The sequence below is a fragment of the Nocardia sp. NPDC055053 genome (assembly GCF_053608285.1).
This window is the reverse complement of the sequence record NZ_JBSGVD010000007.1, coordinates 1-23948: the sequence shown is the minus strand read 5'-3', so window position 1 is coordinate 23948 and position 23948 is coordinate 1. Positions and strand designations below refer to the sequence as shown.

The window sequence follows — 23948 nt, the reverse complement described above, 5'->3', positions numbered from 1 at the left end:
TGGTCAGCTCGCGCGTTCCTCCAGTCCGCGCACCACATCGACGACCTCGCCCGGCGCGAACTCGACGACGCGACGGACCCGCGAATTCGCCACCGGCGCAAGGTCGACGACGATCGGGGCGCCCGCACCCGCCTGAACGATCGCGGTGATCCGGTCCTGCAGGAAGCCGCCGTCGGGGACGGCGACCCGGATGACGTCGCCCACCGTGAGCGCCTCGGCGCGGACGGGGCCACCGAAGGCGGCGGTGGGGTCGAAGGTGCCGCAGCGGGTGTGCCCGGTGGTCGCGCCGAGGCCGCGTTCGGCGATGGACCACCACACCGGCGATTCCGGCTCACCCGCACCGACCCGCGCGTGCCAGGCCAGCACCCGGTCACGTTCGGCCTCGGCGGCCGCACGGGTCTCGTGCAGCGAGACCTGACGGCGGACCGGGGCATTGCGTGATCGCGTTGTGCCCGCCGCGCCGTCGATCACCAGGATCCAGCGGGCGCCGACCGCGTCGTCACGGCGGGCCGAGACCCGTTTGGCCAGTGCCAATCCCGGTGTCGCGCCCAGCTGATCGGCGGCCTCCTCGATGCTCTCGACCAGCCCGAGCGCGCGCAGCAGCTCGGCCACCGACAGCTCCGAGGTACCCAGTTCCTGGGCCAGCGCCGTCATCGGGGTTCGCCTGCGCCAGCCGATCCGGGCGCAGTGCTCGTGCCGGGTGAACCACAATCCGCTGCGATTGCGGCGGTGGTGGTCGACCACCACCGCCCACCAATCCCACTCCGGTTCGGCGACCAGGCGCCCGCGAATCCATCGTTCGCGCTCGGCCGTCGACACCCGTTCCTCCGGTGGCACGAAATTGCGGAGGGCGGCGCGCACCGCGGATTCGGTGCGCCCCACCGTCCGCGCGGTGCGCGCCAGATCGGCCCCGGCCCGCAGGTCGTCGGCCAGTATCCGGTATTCCGATTCGCGCCAGGTGGTTCCATGCCTGCTCGGTGGCAGCAGATCGCCACGGTCGATGTCACTCATCCCGTGCCCCCGTTCTCGCACCGCCCGGCCACACTCGCGCCGGGCTCGTTTGTGTGACCCTTCGACGATACCGGCGGGGTATGACAGAAAACGCTTGTCTGCCAGTGGCTTTCCAGCAAACGGGAGTGTGGTGGCTACCCGGTGTGCGCGAGCCCGCGGCGGCCGAAGGCGTAGTAGCCCGCGCACACCAGCGCGGCCCACACCGCGCCGACGACCAGCGCCGTGCGGCCACCGTCGGTCCACAGCAGCAGCACAACGACCAGACCGAGGAAACCCAGTGCGGCCCAGTTCGTCACGGGCGCGCCGGGCAGCCGGTAGTCGCTGGCGGGCAGCTCGCCGGCCCGCACCTTGGCGCGGTACTTCAGGTGGCACACCAGGATCACACCCCAGACGACGATGATGCCCACGGTGCTGACCGAGGTGATGTACGCGAAGGCCTTGTCCGGCGAGATCACGTTCACCACCACACCGATCACCATCGCGCCCGCCGAGGCGCAGATACCGGTGAACGGCACCGACTGCTTGCTCAGCACCGCGAACCCGGCGGGCGCCTCGTCGCGCAGCGCGAGACTGCGCAGCATCCGGCCGGTGGAGTAGATGCCCGAGTTACACGACGACAGCGCCGCGGTGAGCAGCACGAAGTTGATGATGCCCGCGGCGGCGGGGATGCCGATCTGCTCGAACACCTCGACGAACGGGCTGCGGCCCGCGTGGAAGCTGCGCCAGCTCGCCACCGACATGATGATCACGAGCGCGCCGACGTAGAACAGGCCGATGCGGAACGGCAGGGTATTGATCGCCTTGCGCAGGGTGGCCTTCGGATCGCGGGCCTCCCCCGCCGTCACACCGACCAGCTCCACACCGACGTAGGCGAACACGACGATCTGCAGCACCAGCAGGGTCTGGCCGAAGCCGTGCGGGAACACGCCACCGTCGGCCCACAGGTTGGTCACCGTCGGATCGGCGGCGTGGCCGAAGCCGAACACGAGCACGCCGATGCCGATCATGATCATCGCCAGGATCGCGGTCACCTTGATGGCCGAGAACCAGAACTCGCCCTCACCGAAGATCCGCACCGAGATCAGGTTCGCGGCGAAGAGCACCGCCAGCACCACCAGCGCGGTCACCCACTGCGGGATGTCGAACCAGTACTGCACGTACTTGCCCGCGACGGTGATCTCGGCCATGCAGGTGGAGACCCACACCGCCCAGTACGACCAGCCGGTCGCGAAACCGGCGAAGCGACCGAGGAATTCGTGCGCGTACTCGGCGAAGCTGCCCGACACGGGCCGGTAGGTCAGCAGCTCGCCGAGCGCGCGCATGATGACGAAGATGGCCAGGCCAGCGGCCAGGTAGGCCAGGATCAGCGACGGTCCCGCCTGCTCGATCGCGGCACCGGCGCCGTAGAACAGGCCGGTGCCGATCGCGCCGCCGATGGCGATCATCTGGATGGTGCGCGGGCTCAGGCCGCGCGAGTACCCCTCCGATTCGGCTGTCGGGGCCGGCGCCGATACGGCTTCGGTGGATAGGCCGGTGCCGTCAGCTGACATGGATGGTGTCCTTCCGTCGCGTCGATCAGTGCTGCACGCTACCGTCCGGCAATCGTGGTCGGGGTCACCACCTCCGGCAGGCGGAAATACCCGCACCTCGGCGCTGGTTGGCCCTCACGGGGGTTGTTCACTGTCGAGGAGGCTCATGAGCGCGGTCACGCTGTCGGTTCTGGATCTGGCGCCGGTGCAAGCCGACGCGACCGCGGGCGAGGCGCTGCACGCGACGACGCGGCTGGCCCAGCACGCCGAGGAACTGGGCTTTCGCCGGTTCTGGGTGGCCGAGCACCACAACATGCCCGGCATCGCGAGCGCGGCGCCGGCGGTGGTGCTGGCACATCTGGCGGCCTCGACGTCCCGGATCCGGGTCGGGTCGGGCGGGGTGATGCTGCCCAACCATCCGCCGCTGGTGGTCGCCGAGCAGTTCGGCACGCTCGAGTCGCTGCATCCAGGGCGGATCGACCTTGGCATCGGGCGCGCTCCCGGCACCGATCCGGTGACCGCGCGGGCGCTGCGGCGCAACGCCGAGGGCCTCAACGGTGATTCATTTCCTCGCGAGCTGACCTCACTGATCGGATTCTTCCGCGGCGCCGACCCCGACGGCATCGTGGCCAGTCCGGGCCGTGACGCCGAACCGCAGGTGTGGTTGCTCGGCTCGAGCGGCTACAGCGCCCAGGTGGCCGCGGTGCTCGGGCTGCCGTTCGCGTTCGCCCACCACATCGCGCCGGACAACACCGCCGCCGCGCTCGCGCTCTACCGCGACAACTTCCGGCCGTCGGAGACGCTGAGCGCGCCGTACACGATCGTGGCCGCCTCGGCGATCTGCGCCGACACCGATGCCGAGGCCGACCGGCTCGCCGCACCGCGCGACCTCGCCTTCGCACAGCTGCGCGCGGGCCGTCCGCAGGCGCTGGCGACGCCGGAACAGGCCGCCGCCTTCCCCGGCAGCGACGCCGAACGACGCTTCGCCGCGCAGCGCAAAGCCGGTCAGTTGCAAGGCTCGCCGGACACCGTGCGCGCGCAGGCCGCCGAGCTGCTCGCCACCGCAGCGCCCGACGAGCTCATGCTCAACACACTGGTCTACGACATCGACGCCCGGATCCGCTCGCTCGAGCTGACCCGCGACGCGATCGACGGTTGAGCCCGCTCAGTGCAGCCGGAATCCCCTGGCCGCCAAGGACTCCCGCAACCGGTCACGCCCGTTGAGCGAGGCCTTCGACGCCAGCCTGGCCAGAACCCGTTCGGTCCAGGAGAACGGCAGCCCCTGCTCGGAGTAGATCTCCCCGATCCGCTCCTCGTAGGCGGCGACGGGCTCACGCTGACTGGGCAGATCGTAGGTCTCCTGGTGCAGCACCGCCGCCTGCGGCAGTCGCGGCTTCACCCGCGTGCCCTCCGCCGGGTCGGGGTACCCGACGACCAGGCCGAAGACCGCGAAGACGTGCTCGGGCAGGTGGAGTTCGGCGGCCACCCGTTCCGGGTCGTTGCGCAGCGCGCCGATGTAGACGGTGCCGAGCCCGAGGGATTCGGCGGCGATCACCGCGTTCTGGGCCGCCAGGGCCGCGTCGACGAAGCCGACATAGCTGGATTCGAGGTAGTCGGCGCCGTCGAGCGGGGCGCCGTGATCGTCGGCGAGTTGCCGCAGCCGGGCGAAATCGGCCGTCCACACCAGCAGCACCGGCGCCTGCACGATGTGCTGCTGGCCGCCCGCCACCTCGGCCAGCCGGGCCTTGCGCGCCGGATCACGGACCTCGATCACGCTCCACACCTGCAGATTCGACGAGGACGCCGCGGACTGCGCGGCCGACACCAGCAGCCGGATCGTCTCCGGCGAGACCGGATCAGGCAGGTAGCGGCGCACCGACTTGTGGTCGTGCAGCACCTGCAACACCGGATTCCACTGCGCGGGGACCTCCGTCGAGGGGTCGGCGTAGCGGTGCTGCACGGGGTGGACGGGGCTGGGTGCGGTCTGCGTCATACCGTCATCGTCGGACACCGCCCGGTCCGCGTCTGCGGTAACCCTCAGAATGAACCGAACACCGGCTGATCGATAGAGTAGGAGTGGGAAACCCGCCGACTGGCGGGACGAGGGAGTGCGCAATGGCCAAGGTGTTCGACCGGATCGACGACAAGTTGCGGACCTTCATCGCCGAACAGCCGATGTTCTTCGTCGGCACCGCGCCGTCGGAAGGCGGCCACGTCAACGTCTCCCCGAAGGGGTATCGCGACACCTTCGCCGTGATCGACGACCATACGGTCGCCTACCTCGACCTTTTCGGCAGCGGCTCGGAAACCATCGCGCACCTGCGCGACAACGGCCGGATCACCGTGATGTTCTGCTCGTTCACCCGGACCGCCCGCATCCTGCGCCTGTTCGGCACCGGCCGCGTCGTCCGTCCCGACTCGGCCGAATTCGCCACGCTGCGTAATCATTTCGGTACCGGGCACACCGGCATCCGCGCGGTCGTCGCGGTCTCGGTGGACCGCGTCGCCGACTCGTGCGGCTGGTCGGTCCCCTACCTCGAGCTCGTCGAGGAACGCTCGATTCTCGACGAGGCGCACACGCGCCGCACCGACGCGGACTTCGCCCGCCGCATCGCGGGCGACAACTCCGTCAGCATCGACGGCCTGCCCGCCCTCGAGCCCGATCATCCGCTCCCGTCGCAGGTCTCGCGCGAGCGCACGCCCGACGCCGTGGACAGCTAAAGTGCGGCGGTGAACACCGGATCCGCCAGCTCGCTGCTCGATCGTCTCCTCGCCACCCAACCCGCGCCCGAATGGTGGCTGGTGCTCGTCACCGCCGCGGTGGCACTCGTGCTGGTCGGCTACCGGCCGCTGTGGCGGCTCACCAGGGCGGCGGTGACCGTGGTCCACGAGGGTGGGCACGCGCTGGTGGCCCTGCTCACCGGGCGCAGGCTGCACGCGATCACGCTGCACACCGACACCTCGGGGCTCACCGTGTCCAGCGGTAAGCCCACCGGTCCCGGCATGAGCCTCACCGCGGCCGCGGGCTATCCGGCACCGGCGGCGCTGGGGCTCGGGTACGCGGCGCTGCTCGGGACCGGCCGGGTGACGCTGATGCTGTGGGCGACGCTGCTCATGCTGGCCGCGGTGCTGGTCAAGGTGCGCAATATCTACGGCCTGCTCACCGTCGCGGTGCTCGGCGCCCTGGTGTTCGGCGTGTCCTGGTTCGGCACCGATCTACTGCAGGCGGGTTTCGCCTATCTGGCCGCGTGGTTCCTGCTGGCCGCCGCGGTCCGGCCGGTCATCGAACTGCAGCGCAGCCGCCGCAGGCAGCCGGGGCGCACCGATTCCGATGCCGATCAGCTGGCCCGGCTGACCCACCTGCCCGCGCTGCTGTGGGTGCTGGTGTTCACCGCGCTGTGCCTGGCGGCGCTGGTCGTCGGCGGCGGGCTGCTGCTGGCGCCGGTCGAGCAGTTGCATCCGCTGCTTCAGCGGTGAGCGGCCCGCCAGGCGTCGACCGCCTCGGTCACCAGCACGGTCGGCGGCGCGAGCGCGTTGAGGGTCACGCCCGCCTCGTCGGGTTCCAGCGGTTCCAGCGTCTCCAGCTGGGAGTCCAGCAGGATCGTCGGCATGAAGTGGCCGAGCCTGCCGGTCATCCGGCGCAGCAGCTCCGCCCTGGTGGCGGCCAGATGCACGAAGTACGCGTTCGGCGCGCCCTGGCGCAGCCGGTCACGGTAGGAGCGCCGCAACGCCGAGCACGCGGCGACGCCGCCGGACTCCTGGTGCCCGCCGAGCCAGGCGGCGACCGTGTCGAGCCACGGCCACCGGTCCTCGTCGGTGAGCGGGATGCCCGCCGCCATCTTCTCGATGTTCTCGATCGGGTGGAAGTCGTCGCCTTCGGCATAGGGCACGTCGAGCCGCGCGGCAGTCAGTGCGCCCACCGTCGTCTTGCCGCACCCGGAGACGCCCATCACCACGATGACGGGTTGCACCACATCGACCTCCTCGTCCGGACCACGGGTCTCCAGGCTCACATACCGCGCGGGCGGTGAGTCCGGGAAACGCCGAATCGGGCCCGGATCCGATGCCGGTCAGGGAATCGGGCGGTCGGTGGGCAGGTTGACGAAGCTCGGGTCGGCCGGGTCGAGACGCAGGTGCTGGGGTTCGAGTCCGGTCGCGTTCAGCATCGGGCGGAACGGCAGCGCCTTGGGCGCGTTGCCCGCGAAGACGTCGATGCGCAGCCGGTGTCCTGGCGCCAGCACGGCCTGGGTCGGGATGATGGCGACATCGATCGCGGTGGGCGCGCCGGGGACCACGGGCAGCATCCGGTCGAGGGTGAGCGGGTTGAACGGGGCGGTGAGATCGCCGTTGACAGAGCGTGCGCTGCGCCGTTCGTCGATGGCCCGCATGGACGTCGTCAGCTGACCGGTGGTCAGCACGGTCGAGGTGCCGTCGGGCGCGACATCGTTGACGGTGACGTTCCAGAAACCGTCGGTGGAATCGTGGACGGTGTTGAGCCGCACATTGATCGGGCCCGAGATCACCGTCTGCTCGGTCAGCGGCGCACTGGTGAAGGTGAGCGCGTTCCGTTCGGCGATCCGGGAATCCTTCGCGCAGGTGTCCAGCGCCGCCGCCATCCCGGCCGACCCCTGCGCCGCGTCCCGCGAACACATGTTGCTCAGACCTGGTGCGACGGTGAGGTTCTCGGCGGAGGCGGGCCCGGTCGCGCTGAGCGAGCCGTCGTGCAGGCTGTCCTCGGTGCTGCCGCTGGGCGCGGCGGACAGGTAGACGCGACGATGCGTGACACCGGGCATCGGGAACTCCGGCAGCGTGATCCAGCTGCCGCCCTGCTGCTTGACAGTGACGGGGCCGAAGTCGTCGACGCCGCTGTCGATGTCCTTGAGCCACTTGTCGAACCAGGCGCGCTGCAGCACGTCCAGCCGCGGCGGCGCGCCCGGAACACCCGTTCCCGCACCGGGATTGGCGTGATAGGTGTCGCCGACGACGAGCTGTTTGTGCCCCGCGGGCAGGGGCAGCTGCTCGTAGAGTTTGGTCGCGCTGTTGGCGAAGATGTCGTGCCAGCCGCCGTAGACGAAGGTCGGCACGGTCACCTTTTCCGGATGCCCCATGATCGCCTCGCGGAAGGCCGAGGTGTCGTCGAGCGCGCCGTCGAGCGCCGGCGGCATGTTCGACAGCGACGGGGTGAGCAGGGCCTGGGCGAGCAGGTCGAAGTTGGTCGTCGGGTCGGCGAGCCGGTCGCGGAACCAGGTCCAGTCGAACGTGCCTTCGGCCATCGAGGCGACATCGGGGACGAACTTGAGCTGGTTCACCGAGTTCAGCCACATCGGCAGGAAGGTGGTGCCGACGCCGCCGCCCGGCGCGACCACATCGCGCATCAGGTCGCTACCCGGCTCCACCGGGAAGATCGCCTGCAGTGCGGCGGGCGCGTTCTCCGCGGCGCGCAGCTGGTTGATGCCGGAGTAGGAGCCGCCGCTCATGCCGATACGCCCGTTCGACCACGGCTGCTGCGCCGCCCAGTCGATCACCTCGCGGGTGTCGAGCTGCTCGCGGGCGCCGAGGGTGTTCCATTTGCCCTGGGACAGACCCGTTCCGCGCACATCGGCGACGACAACGGCGTATCCGCCGCCGATGAGTTTGCGGTCGACGCCGAGCATCGTCTGGATCATGCCGCCGTCGAGTGCCTGCATCAGATCGCCGAAACCGCTGATCGGGGTGGCCGACAGGTTCAGCCTGCGCACGATGTCGACGGCGGTGGCCTGCAGGCCGGGGATCGCGGCGGCCTGTTCGATCAGGCCGGTCATCAGTTTCGAGTACGGCGTGAGACTGACGATCGTCGGCAGCGGCTTCTGCTCGATCACCCCCGCCGCGTCCGCGGGTCGGTAGACGTCGGCCTTCAGGACGACGCCGTCGCTCATGGTGATCTCGACGCCGCGCTCCACCCGGACCTCCGGGTAGGCGCCCGGCCCGTCGTGTAGGGCCGTCCAGCGCGCGGCGGGCGCGTCGGCGGGTTGTCCCGCCGCCGGTCCGCCGCCACATCCGAGCACGACTATCAGCGCGAGGATCGTCACCAGCATCCGGACGAGCCCGCGTTCGGAACCTCTAACCGCCATAGTGTCGCTCCCGACCGGTTCGTTTCCCGTTGACCTAGCCACCGCACGATCGGCGCGGAAACTGTAACAGCGGTGATGACCTGAATCGCTGAGCCTCGGCCAGCTCGGAATGTCTCAGTGAACACGCGTTGTTCCAGTTCAGCGGGCTGCCGGGTTGCGTGCGGACGCTCGCGGGGTGTCGGTAGCTGGTGGTTGACTGGGCACATGCCGGCGCGGTTCCGGCCGGCTTCCATCCATCGCCGAGGAGGACGTTCGACAATGCCGACACGTGACCAAGCTTGGCCGCAGGGCACGCCCTGCTGGATCGACTGTCAGGTCGACGATCCCACCGCCGCCCGTGACTTCTACAGTGCCCTGTTCGGCTGGGACATCCAGGACGGATCCGCCGACGCGGGGGGCTACCTGATGGCCATGCTCGACGGTAAGCCCGCCGCGGGCATCGGCCCGAAACCCGACGGCATGCCGATGCCGTCGGCGTGGACCACCTACTTCGCGGCCGAGCGCGCCGACGAGATCGCCGACAAGGTCGCCGAGGCAGGCGGACAGGTGTTCATGCCGCCCTTCGACGTCCTCGATGTGGGCCGCATGTTCATCGGCTCCGATCCGACCGGCGGCGTGTTCGGTGTCTGGGAAGCCAAGGCGCACAACGGCGCCGAGGTCTACAACCAGCACGGTGCCTACTGCTGGAACGAGCTGCACACCTCCGGCTACGACCAGGCGCACGACTTCTACAACACCGTATTCGGCTGGCACTACACCGAAATCGGTGACGGCGAGAGCTTCACCTACTCCACGTTCGCGCTCCCCGGCCAGACCGACGGCGTCGGCGGCATGATGGACGCGTCCGCACTCGGCACCCCGACCTACTGGCTCACCTGGATCCAGGTCGACGATGCCGACGGCACCCTGGCCAAGGCCACCGATCTGGGCGCCTCGGTGATCATGGGCCCCGACGACAGCCCGTTCGGCCGGATGGGCATTCTGCAGGCGCCACAGGGCGAGGTCTTCGGTGTCATCGATCCGGCGAAGGCCGTGGGCGAGGTGCCTACCGGTAGAGCCTGACGACGCGTCAGGGGCATGCGCCGCGACACCGCGCGGCGCGTGCCCCCCGCGACTCTTGCGCATGGTCGGCCACCGGCGAACCATTGACTGTGCGGTGGCTGCCGTCGCGGGCCGAGCGCGCTGACGCGCCCCTGGTGGACCACGACACGACGGCCCCTCAGGACGACCAGGAGAACGTCATGTCCGCCATGATCCGCAAGAATTTCGATGCCCCAGAGGAGACCCGGCCCTTCGAGCAGGACAAAGGCAGGCTCGATCTGGTCAACCTCGACAGTGGCCCGGTGGGCCGGGCGTTGTTCGAACCCGGCTGGCGCTGGTCCGAGCACGTCAAGCCGATCGCCCAGACCGACAGCTGCCAGGCGCCGCACATGGGCTACCTCGTGTCCGGGAAACTGATGGTGGTCATGGACGACGGCGAACAGCAGGAATTCGGCCCCGGCGATTTCATGGTGGTACCGCCCGGCCACGACGCCTGGGTGGTGGGCGACGAACCCTGCGTGATGCTCGACTGGCAGGGTGTCGCCGACTACGCCAAGCGTTAGTCCTTACGGCGTCACGATCGCGAAGTCCGGGTCCGGCTTGTCGACCAGGCCGGGCAGTTTCGCGAGCACGGTGGCGTCACCGTCGATGACGATGTCCCCGCTCATCACGGCCTTCTTCAGATCGCCGCCGCCGACCAGGCCGCGGATCAGTACCGGCCGGGTGAGAGTCACGGTCGCCTGCGCCGCTGGCAGCTCGTCCCCGGGGAACCGGTCGTAGTGCACCAGCACACCGTTGCGCAGTTCGACGCGGTGAACCCGGCCGCCCTCGTCGCTGATCCGCCAGTCGGTGGTCATCCGGACGTCCCAGGCCTTCGGTCCGTCGATGCGCAGCGACATCGCGTCGAACACCTGTTCCACGCTCAAGGCCGCGGCCAGCGAGGCGGAGTTCCCTGCGGTCGGGGTGCCGAAGGAACCGTGCCGCAGCTCGTGGGCGCCGCTGAGGTAGAAGTTGCGCCAGGTGGCATTCTCCGCACCATAGGCCAGCTGCTCGAAAGCACTGGCCTGCAAGGCTTTCGCGGTGTCGTTGGCCGGGTCGGCGAAGATGACGTAGTTGACCAGTTGCACCACCCAGCGGAAGTCGGCGGCGTCGTAGGCCCGCTGCGCGTGCGCGAGCACCGCGGCGGCGCCACCCATCGCTTCGACGTGCCTGCGGGCGTTCTCGACCGGGGGATGCTCCCAGAGGTGGGCGGGATTGCCGTCGAACCAGCCCATGTACCGCTGGTAGACGGCCTTCACATTGTGGCTGACCGACCCGTAGTAGCCCTGCGTCGACCATGACGCCGTGATGGCGGGCGGCATCGTGATCATCTCCGCGATCTCCGCGCCGACGTAACCCTGGTTCAGCAGCCGCAGCGTCTGATCGTTGAGATAGGCGTACATGTCGCGCTGGAGCGAGAGGAATTCGACGATCCGGTCCGTGCCCCAGATCGGCCAGTGATGCGACGAGAACACCAGATCCGACCGGCGGCCGTAGCGGTTGATCGAGTCGGTGAGGTACTTCGCCCACACGTGCGGATCGCGAACCAGCGCACCGCGCAGGGTCACGATGTTGTGCATGGTGTGCGTCGCGTTCTCGGCCATGCAGAGGATGCGGCGGTCGGGGAAGTAGAAGTTCATCTCCGACGGCGCTTCGGTGCCCGGGGTCAGCTGGAAGACCATCCGCACGCCGTCGACGATCTCCTCCTGATCGGTGCGGGTGACGTCGCGAGTGGGTGGAATGAGGCTGATCGTTCCGGTCGACGTGGTCTGACCGAGACCGGCGCCCACCTGCCCCTTCGGTCCGCGCGGCAGGGCGGCGCCGTACATGTAGGCGGCGCGGCGCGCCATCGCGGTGCCGGTGTAGACGTTCTCGGCGACGGCATGCTCGAGGAACCCCGACGGCGCGATCACCGGGCACCGGCCGGCCGCGACGTCTTGCGGCGTGATGACCCCGTAGCTGCCGCCGAAGTGATCGACGTGGGAGTGCGAGTAGATCAGGCCGGTGACCGGCCGGTCTCCGCGGTGCTTGCGGTAGAGGGCCAGACCGGCGGCCGCGGTTTCGGCGGAGACGAGCGGGTCGATGACGATCACGCCGGTGTCGCCTTCGATCAGCGTCATGTTCGAAATGTCGAGGCCGCGGACCTGATAGAACCCCGGCGCGATCTCGTAGAGGCCCTGCTTCACGGTGAGCTGGGCTTGGCGCCACAGGCTCGGATTCACCGACTGCGGGCAGGATCCGGCCAGGAAGCCGTAGGAATCGGTGTCCCACACCACCTTTCCCGACGCATCGGTCACCGTGCCGGGTTCGAGGGAGGCGATCCAGCCACGGTCGGCGTCGGCGAAGTCGGCGGTGTCGCCGAAGGGCAGGGCGTCGGCCAGCGCGGCATTGGCATCCGCGATCGCCTTCGCCGGGTCGGTCTGCGTCTTCGACGGCGTGATTCCGGCGGCGTCGTCACCGCAGCCGCTCACCGTCATGCCCACCGCCAGCGCCGCGGCCGCACCCGCTCCGACACCGAGCACGCCGCGGCGCGACACTGCGAACCGATCCGCGTTCGTACCGTCCACTACAACCTCACTCAGGGATCATTTCCGCCGTCGCCGGCGGTGCGACGGGTGCCGCTATTGCAGCATAACTGCAATAGCTGAATTACGGCTGAGCAATCGGGACAGCGGCCAGCTGGATCTCCAGCAACAGCCGGTCCGCCGGATCGGCCAGATCGATACCGAGCACCGCTTCCACCCGGCGCAACCGGTAGCGCAGGGTGTTCGGGTGCACGCGCAGGGCGGACGCCGCCGCACTCACCTCACCATGTGCCCGCAGGTAGGCCCGCACCGACACGCGCAGCTCCGCGGCGTGCTCGCGGTCGTAGTCGTCGAGTGCGGCCAGGCGCGGATCGTGCAGGTGCGGACGGTCGCGGATGAGGTCGACGATCTCGGCCAGCAGCACCGCGGTCCGCGCTTCGGCCAGCGTGCTGACCCGGCCGCCCGCCGTCGCGGCGGCCGGGCTGTCCAGGACCCGGTCGACCTCGGCGCGGGCGCCCGCGACCGCGGTCAGCCCGGCCACGGGCGCGGCGACGGCGGCCCGCACCACCAGGCCCCGCGCCTGCTCCAGCTGCGCGACGAGACGGCGCACCCAGGAGCCGACGCCGCGTTCGGAATGGTAGGACGGCAGCAGGATGTAGACGCGGTCGCCGATCGCCTCGGTCACCGAGTCGTCCCGGAAAGCACTGGCGTGCAGACGAATCAGTCCGCTCGATGCCGCCAGTGCGGCGGCGGGCCCGATCGCCGCGATGCCGATCACCGCGGCGGGACCCGCGGCGGGCAGGTTCAGCGCGGCGGCCACCGACGGCACGTCGACCCCGTCACCGTGCGCGCCGAACAATCTGCGCACCAGCAGCGCCTCGGTCGACGGGGCGTCCAGGCCGCGGGCGATGATCCGCGCGGCGACCGCCGAGGCGCCGCGCAGCACCTGCGCCGCGTCGGGACGCAACGGCTGGTCGCCCTGTTGCAGCCAGATGGTGCCGAGCATGCGAGCCGGCGTGCCGCGCCGGATGCCGACCACGAGGCGGCGGCGGATGTCGAGTTCGGGATGGTCGGGCACGTCGACGACCTCGTCGCTGCGCCGCACCCGGTCGAACACACCCCACTCGCGCAGGATCCGCAGGTAGTCGCTCGGACCCTCCCTGCCGAGAATGGACCGGATGCGCAACTGGTCGGCGGAGGCGTCGGAGGCGGAGTAGGCGAGCACGTGCGACTGCGGGTCCTCGATGGACACCATGCCGCCGGTCTCCTTGGCGACCACCTGCGCCAGCCCGAACAGGTCGGTATCGGGGGCGAGCAGGTCGTGGTCGCCGGCGGCGGCGCGCTGGCCGGGTGAGCGGGCCAGCATCCGGCGCACCAGCGGGAACACCTGATCCCAGCGGGCCTGCCGATGCAGGTGCACCAGCGCGATGCCCGCGTCGGCGGCCGCGGCGCGCACCGCGGGCGAGTCGTCGGCGCTCTTGGTCATCAGCACGCGCGGCCGCTGGCCGGGATCGCGGGCGGTGACCTCGCGCAGCCACCGTTCGGTGGCGTCGGCGTCGACTCCGACGAGCAGATACATCTCCGGCAGCGGGCCCTCGGTCTCGAGGTGCTCGGGCAGATCGGCGGTCTCGGCGAGGGCGACCGAACGGACCGGCACCGACTCTCCCGCCGGTGCGTCGACCAGGGTGGCGACAGTGCGGTCGAGCGCAGCGAGCAGTTCGCCGAGCGTGGTGGCCCCGTCCGGCATCGCACACCTCCGATCTTTAGCCGATCAGACAAAGGCTGGGATGGTTCTTCATCCGATCAGACGATTATGCCCGCCGCGCATCGGTGTTGACTACGTCACATCCCGCACCACACCACGACGCAGGAGCCGCCTTCATGGACGCCATCGCGACCACTCCGCCGCCGGTCAACGAACCGGTCGGCACCTTCGCCCCGGGAACCCCGGAGCGCGCACGCCTGCAGACCGCGCTCACCGACCTGTCCGCGACGCCCACCGAGATCCACCACGTGATCGGCGGCCGCCACCTGCGTGGCGACGGCCAGCAATTCGACGTGGTCCAACCGCACCGGCACGACGCTGTGCTCGGCACCCTGCACAATGCGCGCGCCGCCGAGGCCACCGCCGCGGTCGAGGCCGCCACCGCCGCCGCCCCTGCCTGGCGGGCGATGTCGTTCGACGATCGGGCCGCGATCTTCCTGCGGGCCGCCGACCTGCTCGCCGGTCCGTGGCGGGAGAGGCTGTCGGCGGCGACCATGCTCGGTCAGTCCAAGTCCGCGTATCAGGCCGAGATCGACGCGCCGTGTGAACTCGTCGACTTCTGGCGGTTCAATGTCTCCTTCGCCCGCCAGATCCTCGCCGAGCAGCCGATGTCGGCGCCCGGGGTGTGGAACCGGATGCAGTACCGGTCGCTGGAGGGGTTCGTCTACGCGGTCACGCCGTTCAACTTCACCGCCATCGCGGGCAATCTGCCCACCGCGCCCGCGCTGATGGGCAACACGGTGGTGTGGAAGCCGGCCCGAACGCAGGCCGTGGCCGCCTACCTGACCATGCGGCTGCTCGAGGCCGCCGGTCTGCCGCCCGGGGTGATCAACCTGGTGCACGGACCCGGCCCGGAGATCTCGGACATGGTGCTCGCCGATCCGCGACTGGCCGGAGTCCACTTCACCGGATCGACGGCCACCTTCCAGCACCTGTGGCGCGAGGTGGCGCAGCGGCTCGACCGGTACCGCACCTATCCGCGACTGGTCGGCGAGACCGGCGGCAAGGACTTCGTGCTCGCGCATTCCTCGGCCGATCCCGCGGTGCTCACCACCGCGCTGCTGCGCGGCGCGTTCGACTACCAGGGGCAGAAGTGCTCGGCGGCCTCGCGCGCGTTCGTCCCCCGCTCGGTGTGGGCGGCGATGTCGGAGGACCTGATCGAGCAGACCTCGGCGCTGCGCTACGGCGACGTCACCGATTTCACGAATTTCGGTGGGGCACTGATCGATCGGCGCGCGTTCGCCCGCAATACCGCGGCGCTGGAGCGGGCAAAGGCGACACCGGGACTGACCGTGGTCGCGGGCGGTCATGCCGACGACAGCGTCGGCTGGTTCGTCGAACCGACCGTCGTCGTCGGTGACGATCCCGCCGACGAGATCTTCCACACCGAGTACTTCGGCCCGATCCTGGCGGTGCACGTCTACGACGACAGCACCCCGGCCGGTTTCACCGACGCCATGGACCTCGTCGACCGCGGCAGCGCCTACGGCCTGACCGGTTCGATCATCGCCGAGGACCGCGCCGCGATCACCGCGGCGACCGAGCGGCTCACCTTCGCCGCGGGCAACTTCTACATCAACGACAAACCCTCCGGCGCGGTCGTCGGGCAGCAGCCGTTCGGCGGCGGACGCGCCTCGGGCACCAACGACAAGGCGGGCTCGGCGCAGAACCTGGTGCGCTGGACCTCGGCCCGCACCATCAAGGAAACCTTCACCCCACCCACCGACCACCGTTATCCGCACCAGGCGCCCGAGACGGAGACCCGCTGATGTCGGCGGTGTTGCGTTCGGCCATGCTCGCCGCCGCCCGCTCGCCGCGGCTGGAACAGACCATCACCCGGCTGCCGGTCAGCCGGGATGTGGTCGCCCGCTTCGTCGCGGGCACCACCGAGGTCGACGCGGTGCGAGCGGCCGAAACCCTGCTGCGCACCGGCCGTTTCGTCAGCATCGACTATCTCGGCGAGGACACCACCGACCTGGCAGGCGCGCAAGCCACCGTCGGGCATTACCACGCGCTGATCGCCGCGCTCGGCCGACTCCCCCAGGCCGATGTCGCGACGGGAGCTGTTCGGCCGCTGGAGGTTTCGGTCAAGCTCTCGGCACTGGGCCAGGCGCTGCCGCGTGACGGGCACGCGGTCGCCCGCGGGCACGCGCACCAGATCTGTACCGCCGCCGAGGCCGCGGGCATCTGGGTGACCGTCGACGCCGAGAACCACACCACCACCGACTCGACCTTGGCCATCGTGCGCGACCTGCGCGCCGACTTCCCCTGGCTGGGCACGGTGCTGCAGGCCTACCTGCGCCGCACCGAGGAGGACTGCCGTGCGCTGGCCGACCCTGCGTCGCGAATCCGGTTGTGCAAGGGCGCCTATGACGAACCCGAGTCGGTGGCCTTCCGTGACCGGGCCGAGGTCGACGCGTCGTATCTGCGCTGTCTGGCGATCTTGACCGCGGGCTCGGGCTATCCGATGATCGCCTCGCACGACCCGGCGGTGATCGCGGCGGCCGGGGTCGCGGTGCAGTCGGCGCAGCGCAAGACCGAGGAATACGAGTACCAGATGCTCTACGGCATCCGCGCCGACGAACAGCAGCGACTCGCCGACGCGGGCAACCACGTTCGCGTGTACGTCCCCTACGGTGACCAGTGGTACGGGTATTTCATGCGCAGACTGGCCGAAAGGCCCGCCAACCTGGGGTTCTTCCTGCGCGCTCTCGTCGGCGGGCGGGGGTGACGACCAGGTATCCATCCGGCCACCGCCGCTGAACAATATTCACTCTCGGCGCCGGCGGGACCGACGTGGCGGTGTACTCGGCTGAGCCTCCCGGTGGAGGTCGGCGCGTACATCGCGACGCGGCGGTGTGCGCCGACGAAAGGAACGCGAATGTCTTTCGCAGAGTTGCGGACCCAGATGCTGCGCCGCAAACCGCTCGTCGAGGTCGAGGACGAGATCCCCGGCGACGAACGCCTCGCCAAGTCGCTCGGGCTGTGGCAGCTGACCGCGATCGGCGTCGGCGGCATCATCGGCGCGGGCATCTTCACCCTGGCCGGATCGGTCGCCCATTCGGTGACCGGGCCCGCGGTGCTGATCTCGTTCCTGATCGCCGGTGTGGCCAGCGCGGCGGCGGCGCTGTGTTACGCCGAGTTCGCCGGCATGGTGCCCAAGGCGGGCTCGGCCTACACCTACGGCTATGTCTCGCTCGGCGAGCTGGCCGGGTGGTTCATCGGCTGGGATCTGCTGCTGGAATACATCGCGGTCGCGGCGGTGGTCGCCATCGGTGTGTCCGGATACTTCGGGTTCCTGCTCGACCAGGTCGGGCTGACCCTGCCGGAGTGGATGCTCGGCGCGCCGGACACCGGAGACGGGCGGGTCGTCGACCTGTTCGCGGTGCTGTTCTGCCTCGGCACCGCGTGGGTGCTCTCGCGCGGGATCGGCAGTGTCGGCCGGTTCGAGACGATCGCGGTCGGGATCAAGGTCGCCCTGGTGGTGCTCATCGTGGTGCTCGGGGTGTTCCACATCGACAGCGCCAACTACGACCCGTACTTCCCGTTCGGCGTCGGTGCGGTGTGGACGGGTGCGGCGACGGTGTTCTTCGCGGTGTTCGGCTATGACGCGATGAGTACCGCGGCCGAGGAATCGATCGACGGGCGCAAGCATCTGCCCAAGGCGATCATCTACTCGCTGGCCATCGCGATGGTGCTCTACGTGCTGGCCACGCTCGTGCTCACCGGCATGCAGAAGTACACCGAGATCAGCCCGACCAGCGGCTTCTCCACCGCGTTCGAGTCGGTCGGGATGCCGGGCGTCGCCAACATCATCGCCGTCGGCGCGATCGTCGGCATCGTCACCGTGGTGCTCACCTTCATGCTCGGCGTCACCAGGGTGTGGTTCGCGATGAGCCGTGACGGGCTGCTGCCGGAGTGGTTCGCCAAGACCCACCCGACCCGCAAGGTGCCGACCAGGGTGACCTGGATCGTCGGTGTCGGCGCGGCGATCCTGGCCGGTGTGCTGCCGATCAACACCGTCGCCGAGCTCACCAATATCGGCATCCTGATGGCCTTCATCGTGGTGTGCGTCGCGGTGATCGTCTTGCGGCGCACCAGGCCCGACGCGCCGCGCTCGTTCCGGCTGCCGTTCATGCCGGTGATCCCGCTGATCGGCATCGGCTTCTCGGCCTATCTCATCTACTCGCTGCCGTGGGAGACGTGGCTGCGGTTCCTGGCCTGGCTGGTGGTGGGTCTGGTCGTCTACTTCGGCTACTCGCGCACGCACTCGGTGATGAACCGGACGGCGCCGCAGCCGAGCGAGTAGGCGGGACAGGGGCGGTCTGTGCTGTGATGGGCCGATGAGGTCTGGGCACGAGGTCGAAGCGGCGGACGAGCCAGGGGCGCGTCCGCCACGGCGGCGCCGCGATCCGGCGAAGACGCGCGAAGCCATCATCGTGGGTCTGCTGGCCGCGATCACCGAGGGCGATTTCGCGCCGACAACCCGCGAGATCGCTTCTCGGGCAGGCACTTCCGAGCGCAGCATCTTCGTGCACTTCGCCGACCGCGATGCCCTGCTCGCCGCCGCGACCGACTACCAGTCCGCCACGGTGGAGGCGTGCCTGGTGACGCCGGATCCCGGCCTGCCGCCGGCCGAGCGGATCGCGATCGCGGTGCGGCAGAGTGGTGCGATCTTCGAGCTCCAGCGCACGCCGCGCCTGCCCGGTCTGCAGGAGTCACGGTCGGTCACCGCGATCGACGCGCGCATGCGGCGCACCGACGAACGCATCCGCGCGGTGCTGGCCGCGTTGTTCGCCCCCGAACTGACCCGGCCCGACGGCACGATCGACGAGGCACTGCTCGACCTGGTCGACGGCACGCTGGCCTGGCCGATGCGCCACCACTTGCAGGACCGGCGCGGACTGTCCGGCGCCGAGGCCTCGACGGCGATCGAGCGGGCGTTGCGGCAGCTACTCGCTCAGCGCTGATTCCGGTCGCACCAGCACCCGCTTGAGGATCTTGCCGGTCTCCCCGCGCGGCAGGGCGTTGAGGAACGTCACGTCGCGCGGGACCGAGAAGCGGCTGAGCCGGTTGCGGATGTAGGTGCGCACCATGTCCGAATCCAGGCCGGCCCCTTCACGTTTCACCACGAAGGCGGCCAGCCGCTGACCGAATTCCCGGTCGGGGACACCGACGACGGCCACCTCGGTGATCTGCGGCAGGTTCGCCAGGGCTTCCTCGACGGGGCGCGGGAAGACGTTCTCGCCGCCGGAGATGATCATCTCGTCGTCGCGGCCCGCCACGAACAACCGGCCCGCGGCGTCGAGATAGCCGAGGTCGCCGGTGTCGAGCATGCCGTCGGCCTCCTCCGGCGGGGCCGCGTTCACGTAGCCGTCGAAGAGCATGTGATTGGCGACGAAGATGTGCCCGGTAGCGCCGACCGGCACCGGCCGCAGGTCGGGACCGAGCACGGCCACGCGGGTGCCCAGCGGCGGGCGGCCCGCGGTGGTCGGCGAGACGCGCAGGTCGTCGGGGGTGGCGACGCTGGCCCAGGAGACCTCGGTCGAGCCGTACACGTTGTAGAGCACGTCACCGAAGGTGTCGAGGAAGCGCAGCACGGTGGCTCCGGCCAGTGGGGCGCCGCAGCTGACGACGTGCCGCAGGCTCGACAGGTCGAAGCTCGCGCGCACGTCACCCGGCACGTCGAGCAGGCGTTCGACCATGGTCGGGACCACGATCAAGGTGGTGATCCGGTGCTGGGCGATCGCCCGCAGGCAGTCGAGGGCGTCGAAGCCGTCGGTGAGCACCACGGTGGCGCGCAGCGCGGTGCTCAGCTGCAATCCGGCCAGGCCCCAGGTGTGGAACAGCGGCGCCGGGATCAGCAGGACCTCCTCGACCCGCAGCGGAATCCGCGAGAGCAGCGCGGCGATCGTGCCGAAGCCCTTGGCGTGCGGACGGCGCGCACCCTTGGGCGAACCGCTGGTGCCCGAGGTGAGCACGATCAGCCTGCCGGGATGCGCGGGCACCGGGAAGTCGTCGTTTCCCGACGCGATCAGGCCGTCGACCGTCGTGCGATCCGGGTCCGGCGGCAGATCGTCGGTGGTGATTCGCGGAACGTCGCTGTGCAGGTAGCGGATCAGCGTTTCCAGCGGCCCGTCGACGAAGACCGCGCTGAGCCGATGCCGCTGCACGATCTCCTCGATCCGCCGCCCGGACAGTCCGGCATTGAGCAGCGCCACGTCGACGCCGAGTTTGCCCGCGGCGACCATGGTCTCGACCATGCCCGCGTGATTGCGCGACAGCAGGCCGATGGCGTCACCCGCGCGCAGACCCAGCGCGTGCATCGCCCCCGCCAGCGCGGTGGATCTGGTGTCGACCTCGGCGAAGGTGCGGGTGCCCCTGGCGTCGATCAGCGCGAGCCGATCCGGCGCGTGCGCCGCGCCCGCGGCATACCCGCCCGCCAGATTGAAACCCCACTTCGACAGGGAGCGAAGCTGTTTCATCATCGAGATGGGTTCGGGACGCATCAGCCCGGTCGCCGCGATGCTGCGTGCCACCCCGGCATTGCGCCGGATCATCGAGCGTTCGGCGTTGACCACCACCGAGGATCTGGTGCCCGAAATGACGTCGGCGGTGCGGCGCAGACCCGCCTTCACCCAGTCGGTGACCGTGGAGTTGCCGCGTTCACCGAGCAGCGGGTGCACTCTGGCCGCGGCGAACAGGGTGATGTCGAGGCGCGTGCGCTGCTCGTCGCCGCGCAACCGGACCGAGGCGAAGCTGCCCAGCGCCGGGCTGCGCAATTCGAAACTCTCGTACCAGCGCCCGATCACGAGGACGAACTCGTGCGTCTCGATCCCCGCCGCGGCCGACCCGACCCGCACCTGCCACACCACCGACCCGTCGGGTCGCTCGACCCGTTCGCAACCGCCGATGCCGGTGAACATCCGCGGATAGCTCTGCGGATCCAGCAGCACATCCCACAGTGATTGCCGCGCGATCGTGAAATCCGCGCTGACATCGATGACGTCGTTGACCAAACTCCGTGCTCTTCCCGTCGGCCTGTTCGACCAGTCGGTCGGCGGGCAAATATGGGCGCCGCGATCGATACCGTGGCGCGGGTCGTCACGCTACCCGTCCGTGCCGCTCCTCGATCAAGAATCAGACAAAACCGGTGGTTCGGGACCGCTTCGGCCGGACTTTGGTTTGCGCGCCACACCTCACGACGTCGCAGATGTGAAACTCTCCAATTGCTTGCACCCCACCCGGGGATGCCGAAGTATTGCTGGCAGTACCGACCCGATCTGCATGAGTCGCCGCGAGAGCGGCACGACGAGCGAAGAGGTGTGGACATGACAGCGAGCTGGCCAGGTAGTTCGATGAACTCTTTCGATGACATCTTCCAGCGATTCTTCGGCTCAGGAATGTCGGCGAAGCCACCCGTGCAGCGCATCGACCTGGGCAGACTCATGACCGACAACGCCAAATTGCTGATCGGCTCGGCGCGCGAGGCCGCCCAGGAGTGGGGCAATCCCGAGATCACGCCCGAGCATCTGCTCTACGCCGCCACCGAAGCCGAGCCGGGCCGCAGCATCGTCGCCGAGCTCAGCCTCGACCCCGACCAGGTTGCCGAGCAGATGCAGGAATACCTCGACACCGGTTCGCCCAGCGAAGACGACCTCGCCGACATCACCCTCAGCCCCGGCACCAAGCTGGCGCTGCGCGCCGCCCAGCGGCAGGCAGCGCAGTCCGGCAGCAGCTACATCGGCCCCGAGCACGTCCTGCTCGGCATCGCCTCGCTCCCCGACTCCGCGGCGGCCCAGGCGCTGATGGCGGGCATCGCCGCCACCCAGAGCGGCAACACGTCCGGCCCGGCGACCACCGGCGCCCCGGCCAAGCGCCGGCAGCAGACCGACACCCCCACCCTGGACGAATACGGCCGCGATCTCACCGCGGAGGCCCGTGAGGGGCTCGTCGACCCGGTCGTCGGGCGGGCGGAGGAGATCGAGCAGACGATCGAGATCCTGTCCCGGCGGCGCAAGAACAATCCCGTGCTGATCGGTGACCCCGGTGTCGGCAAGACCGCGATCGTGGAGGGGCTGGCGCAGCGGATCGTCAACAACGACGTGCCGTCCACCCTCGCCGACCGCCGCGTCATCGCGCTCGACGTCGGCACGCTGGTCGCGGGCAGCAAGTATCGCGGCGAGTTCGAGGAGCGGCTGACCAAGATCCTCGACGAGGTCCGCGCGCACAAGGACGAACTGATCGTCTTCATCGACGAGCTGCACACCATCGTCGGCGCCGGTGGCGGCGGCGAGGGCTCGATGGACGCGGGCAACCTGCTCAAGCCCGCGCTCGCCCGCGGTGAACTGCATGTCGTCGGAGCGACCACGATCGACGAGTACCGCAAGTACATCGAGAAGGACGCAGCGCTCGAGCGCCGGTTCCAGCCGGTGATGGTCTCGGAGCCCTCGGTGGAGGACACCATCGAGATCCTGCGTGGGCTGGCCGATGTCTACGAGGAGCACCATCAGGTGCGCTACTCCGACGAGTCGCTGATCGCGGCGGCCCAGCTCTCGGATCGCTACATCACCGATCGGTTCATGCCCGACAAGGCGATCGATCTGATCGATCAGGCCGGTGCCAGGGTGCGGCTGCGTTCGGGCACGCCCGATCCGGCGGCGAAGGCCAAGGACGAGGAGATCGCGCGGCTGTACCGGGAGAAGGACGCCGCGGTCGACAACGAGGACTACGAGAAGGCCACCGCGATCAAGGCCGATATCGCGGCCAAGGAGGAAGAACTCGAGGAATCCGGCATGCGGGCGGGTGAGCCCGAGGTCGAGGTCGTCGACATCGCCGAGGTGATCTCCCGGCAGACCGGTATTCCCGTCGCGGATCTCACCGCCGAGGAGAAGCAGCGCCTGCTCCAGCTCGAGGACGTGCTGCACAAGCGGGTGATCGGGCAGGACGAGGCGATCGTCGCGGTGGCCGAGGCGGTGCGCCGCGCCAGGGCCGGGCTCAAGGATCCGAACCGGCCGATCGGCTCGTTCCTGTTCCTCGGACCGACCGGTGTCGGCAAGACCGAACTCGCGAAAGCCCTGGCCGAGGCCGTCTTCGGCGACGAGGACCGGCTCATCCGCTTCGACATGAGCGAGTTCCAGGAGAAGCACACGGTGTCCCGCCTCGTCGGCGCACCGCCCGGATATGTCGGCTACGACGACGCGGCGCAGCTCACCGACAAGGTGCGCAGGCAGCCGTACTCGGTGATCCTGTTCGACGAGGTCGAGAAGGCCCACCCGGATGTGTTCAACGTGCTGTTGCAGTTGCTCGACGACGGCCGGGTCACCGATTCCAAGGGCCGCACCGTCGATTTCAAGAACACGATCGTCATCATGACCTCCAACATCGGCTCGGACCTGATCTTGAAGGCCCCGGAGGGCGATCTGGATGCGATCACACCGCAGCTGATGGAACGGCTGCAGCAGCATTTCCGGCCGGAGTTCCTCAACCGCATCGACGAGACGGTGGTGTTCCACCGGCTCGACAAGTCGCAGCTGGAACGGATCGTGAACCTGATCCTGGACAAGACCCGGCGCATGCTCGCCGCCCAGGACATCGAGCTCGACATCAGCGAGTCGGCGGTGGATTGGCTGGGCGACCGGGGTTTCCAGCCGGAGTTCGGCGCCCGGCCGTTGCGCCGCACAGTGCAGAAGGAACTCGACAACCGGATCTCGCGGCTGCTGCTCGACGGCGGTCTGGAACCGGGAGCGACGGTGAATGTCGACACCGCGGACGACGATCTGGTCGTCACCGCCGTCGCGTCGACCGGTGGCGCCCATACCAATGGCGCCGAACCGAAGTCGCACTCGAAGAAGAAGCCGGCGAAGAAGGGCGAGGACAAGAAGCTCGCCTCGTCGAAGAAGTAGGCACCGACGGCGGTGGCCCGGTC

The 23948-nt window shown here is 69.5% G+C and carries 18 protein-coding genes; 10 read left to right on the top strand and 8 right to left on the bottom strand.

The window, feature by feature from the left end:
- Positions 1-3: 3 nt before the first annotated feature.
- Complete coding sequence (locus ACWF82_RS09465; RefSeq protein WP_452499666.1) at positions 4-1011, bottom strand: hypothetical protein; 1008 nt, start codon at positions 1009-1011, stop codon at positions 4-6.
- A 134-nt stretch (positions 1012-1145) separates the two neighbouring features.
- Positions 1146-2561, bottom strand: a complete 1416-nt coding sequence (locus tag ACWF82_RS09460) for an amino acid permease (RefSeq protein WP_452499664.1) — start codon at positions 2559-2561, stop codon at positions 1146-1148.
- A gap of 145 nt (positions 2562-2706) precedes the next feature.
- On the opposite strand from ACWF82_RS09460, the gene ACWF82_RS09455 reads away from it, so the two are divergent.
- Positions 2707-3699, top strand: coding sequence for an LLM class flavin-dependent oxidoreductase (locus ACWF82_RS09455; protein ID WP_452499662.1), 993 nt, complete (start codon positions 2707-2709; stop codon positions 3697-3699).
- A gap of 6 nt (positions 3700-3705) precedes the next feature.
- On the opposite strand, the gene ACWF82_RS09450 is transcribed toward ACWF82_RS09455, so the two are convergent.
- A complete protein-coding gene (locus ACWF82_RS09450; RefSeq protein WP_452499660.1) occupies positions 3706-4533 on the bottom strand; it encodes an NADPH-dependent oxidoreductase in 828 nt (275 codons plus the stop codon).
- Positions 4534-4655: 122 nt separating this feature from the next.
- Between ACWF82_RS09450 and ACWF82_RS09445 the strand changes: the two genes are divergently transcribed.
- Both ACWF82_RS09445 and ACWF82_RS09440 read left to right on the top strand, forming a co-directional pair.
- Positions 4656-5261, top strand: a complete 606-nt coding sequence (locus ACWF82_RS09445; protein WP_452499658.1) for a pyridoxamine 5'-phosphate oxidase family protein — start codon at positions 4656-4658, stop codon at positions 5259-5261.
- 9 nt (positions 5262-5270) lie between these two features.
- Positions 5271-6017, top strand: coding sequence for a M50 family metallopeptidase (locus ACWF82_RS09440; protein ID WP_452499656.1), 747 nt, complete (start codon positions 5271-5273; stop codon positions 6015-6017).
- Here the strand turns inward: ACWF82_RS09440 and ACWF82_RS09435 are convergent.
- A complete protein-coding gene (locus tag ACWF82_RS09435) occupies positions 6008-6490 on the bottom strand; it encodes a gluconokinase (protein WP_452500042.1) in 483 nt (160 codons plus the stop codon). The two genes, ACWF82_RS09440 and ACWF82_RS09435, sit on opposite strands and share 10 nt — an antisense overlap.
- Positions 6491-6610: 120 nt before the next feature.
- Complete coding sequence (locus tag ACWF82_RS09430; protein ID WP_452499654.1) at positions 6611-8650, bottom strand: CocE/NonD family hydrolase; 2040 nt, start codon at positions 8648-8650, stop codon at positions 6611-6613.
- Between the two features lie 258 nt (positions 8651-8908).
- On the opposite strand from ACWF82_RS09430, the gene ACWF82_RS09425 reads away from it, so the two are divergent.
- Positions 8909-9712 carry a VOC family protein gene (locus ACWF82_RS09425; protein ID WP_452499652.1) on the top strand — a complete coding sequence of 268 codons (804 nt, stop codon included), beginning with the start codon at positions 8909-8911 and terminating at the stop codon, positions 9710-9712.
- Between the two features lie 179 nt (positions 9713-9891).
- Positions 9892-10254 (top strand): cupin domain-containing protein, encoded by a 363-nt coding sequence (locus tag ACWF82_RS09420; protein WP_452499650.1) that lies wholly within the window; start codon positions 9892-9894, stop codon positions 10252-10254.
- Between the two features lie 3 nt (positions 10255-10257).
- Here the strand turns inward: ACWF82_RS09420 and ACWF82_RS09415 are convergent, their stop codons facing one another.
- Complete coding sequence (locus ACWF82_RS09415) at positions 10258-12207, bottom strand: alkyl/aryl-sulfatase (RefSeq protein ID WP_452500041.1); 1950 nt, start codon at positions 12205-12207, stop codon at positions 10258-10260.
- A gap of 172 nt (positions 12208-12379) precedes the next feature.
- Positions 12380-14002, bottom strand: coding sequence for a PucR family transcriptional regulator (locus tag ACWF82_RS09410; RefSeq protein ID WP_452499648.1), 1623 nt, complete (start codon positions 14000-14002; stop codon positions 12380-12382).
- A 134-nt stretch (positions 14003-14136) separates the two neighbouring features.
- Here ACWF82_RS09410 and pruA point away from each other — a divergent pair, with 134 nt between their 5' ends.
- From pruA to ACWF82_RS09390, 4 genes are all read left to right on the top strand, one after another.
- On the top strand, positions 14137-15789 hold the full coding sequence (gene pruA / locus ACWF82_RS09405; protein ID WP_452499646.1) for an L-glutamate gamma-semialdehyde dehydrogenase: 1653 nt from the start codon (positions 14137-14139) through the stop codon (positions 15787-15789).
- On the top strand, positions 15789-16751 hold the full coding sequence (locus tag ACWF82_RS09400) for a proline dehydrogenase family protein (protein WP_452499644.1): 963 nt from the start codon (positions 15789-15791) through the stop codon (positions 16749-16751). The genes pruA and ACWF82_RS09400 overlap by 1 nt, the downstream gene beginning before the upstream one ends.
- A 150-nt stretch (positions 16752-16901) precedes the next feature.
- On the top strand, positions 16902-18329 hold the full coding sequence (locus tag ACWF82_RS09395) for an amino acid permease (RefSeq protein WP_452499643.1): 1428 nt from the start codon (positions 16902-16904) through the stop codon (positions 18327-18329).
- 34 nt (positions 18330-18363) lie between these two features.
- Entirely contained in the window at positions 18364-18990 is a 627-nt protein-coding gene (locus ACWF82_RS09390) for a TetR/AcrR family transcriptional regulator (RefSeq protein ID WP_452499641.1), read from the top strand.
- Here the strand turns inward: ACWF82_RS09390 and ACWF82_RS09385 are convergent.
- Entirely contained in the window at positions 18973-21039 is a 2067-nt protein-coding gene (locus ACWF82_RS09385) for an AMP-binding protein (protein ID WP_452499639.1), read from the bottom strand. The two genes, ACWF82_RS09390 and ACWF82_RS09385, sit on opposite strands and share 18 nt — an antisense overlap.
- A 312-nt stretch (positions 21040-21351) precedes the next feature.
- Between ACWF82_RS09385 and ACWF82_RS09380 the strand changes: the two genes are divergently transcribed.
- A complete protein-coding gene (locus ACWF82_RS09380) occupies positions 21352-23925 on the top strand; it encodes an ATP-dependent Clp protease ATP-binding subunit (RefSeq protein WP_452499637.1) in 2574 nt (857 codons plus the stop codon).
- Positions 23926-23948: the final 23 nt, after the last annotated feature.

Bases quoted from the DNA above. Each gene is read 5' to 3' on its own strand.
- ACWF82_RS09465 (WP_452499666.1), bottom strand. From the start codon at position 1,011: ATGAGTGACATCGACCGTGGCGATCTGCTGCCACCGAGCAGGCATGGA.
- ACWF82_RS09460 (WP_452499664.1), bottom strand. From the start codon at position 2,561: ATGTCAGCTGACGGCACCGGCCTATCCACCGAAGCCGTATCGGCGCCG.
- ACWF82_RS09455 (WP_452499662.1), top strand. From the start codon at position 2,707: ATGAGCGCGGTCACGCTGTCGGTTCTGGATCTGGCGCCGGTGCAAGCC.
- ACWF82_RS09450 (WP_452499660.1), bottom strand. From the start codon at position 4,533: ATGACGCAGACCGCACCCAGCCCCGTCCACCCCGTGCAGCACCGCTAC.
- ACWF82_RS09445 (WP_452499658.1), top strand. From the start codon at position 4,656: ATGGCCAAGGTGTTCGACCGGATCGACGACAAGTTGCGGACCTTCATC.
- ACWF82_RS09435 (WP_452500042.1), bottom strand. From the start codon at position 6,490: ATGGGCGTCTCCGGGTGCGGCAAGACGACGGTGGGCGCACTGACTGCC.
- ACWF82_RS09430 (WP_452499654.1), bottom strand. From the start codon at position 8,650: ATGGCGGTTAGAGGTTCCGAACGCGGGCTCGTCCGGATGCTGGTGACG.
- ACWF82_RS09425 (WP_452499652.1), top strand. From the start codon at position 8,909: ATGCCGACACGTGACCAAGCTTGGCCGCAGGGCACGCCCTGCTGGATC.
- ACWF82_RS09420 (WP_452499650.1), top strand. From the start codon at position 9,892: ATGTCCGCCATGATCCGCAAGAATTTCGATGCCCCAGAGGAGACCCGG.
- ACWF82_RS09415 (WP_452500041.1), bottom strand. From the start codon at position 12,207: ATGACGGTGAGCGGCTGCGGTGACGACGCCGCCGGAATCACGCCGTCG.
- ACWF82_RS09410 (WP_452499648.1), bottom strand. From the start codon at position 14,002: ATGCCGGACGGGGCCACCACGCTCGGCGAACTGCTCGCTGCGCTCGAC.
- pruA (WP_452499646.1), top strand. From the start codon at position 14,137: ATGGACGCCATCGCGACCACTCCGCCGCCGGTCAACGAACCGGTCGGC.
- ACWF82_RS09400 (WP_452499644.1), top strand. From the start codon at position 15,789: ATGTCGGCGGTGTTGCGTTCGGCCATGCTCGCCGCCGCCCGCTCGCCG.
- ACWF82_RS09395 (WP_452499643.1), top strand. From the start codon at position 16,902: ATGTCTTTCGCAGAGTTGCGGACCCAGATGCTGCGCCGCAAACCGCTC.
- ACWF82_RS09390 (WP_452499641.1), top strand. From the start codon at position 18,364: ATGAGGTCTGGGCACGAGGTCGAAGCGGCGGACGAGCCAGGGGCGCGT.
- ACWF82_RS09380 (WP_452499637.1), top strand. From the start codon at position 21,352: ATGACAGCGAGCTGGCCAGGTAGTTCGATGAACTCTTTCGATGACATC.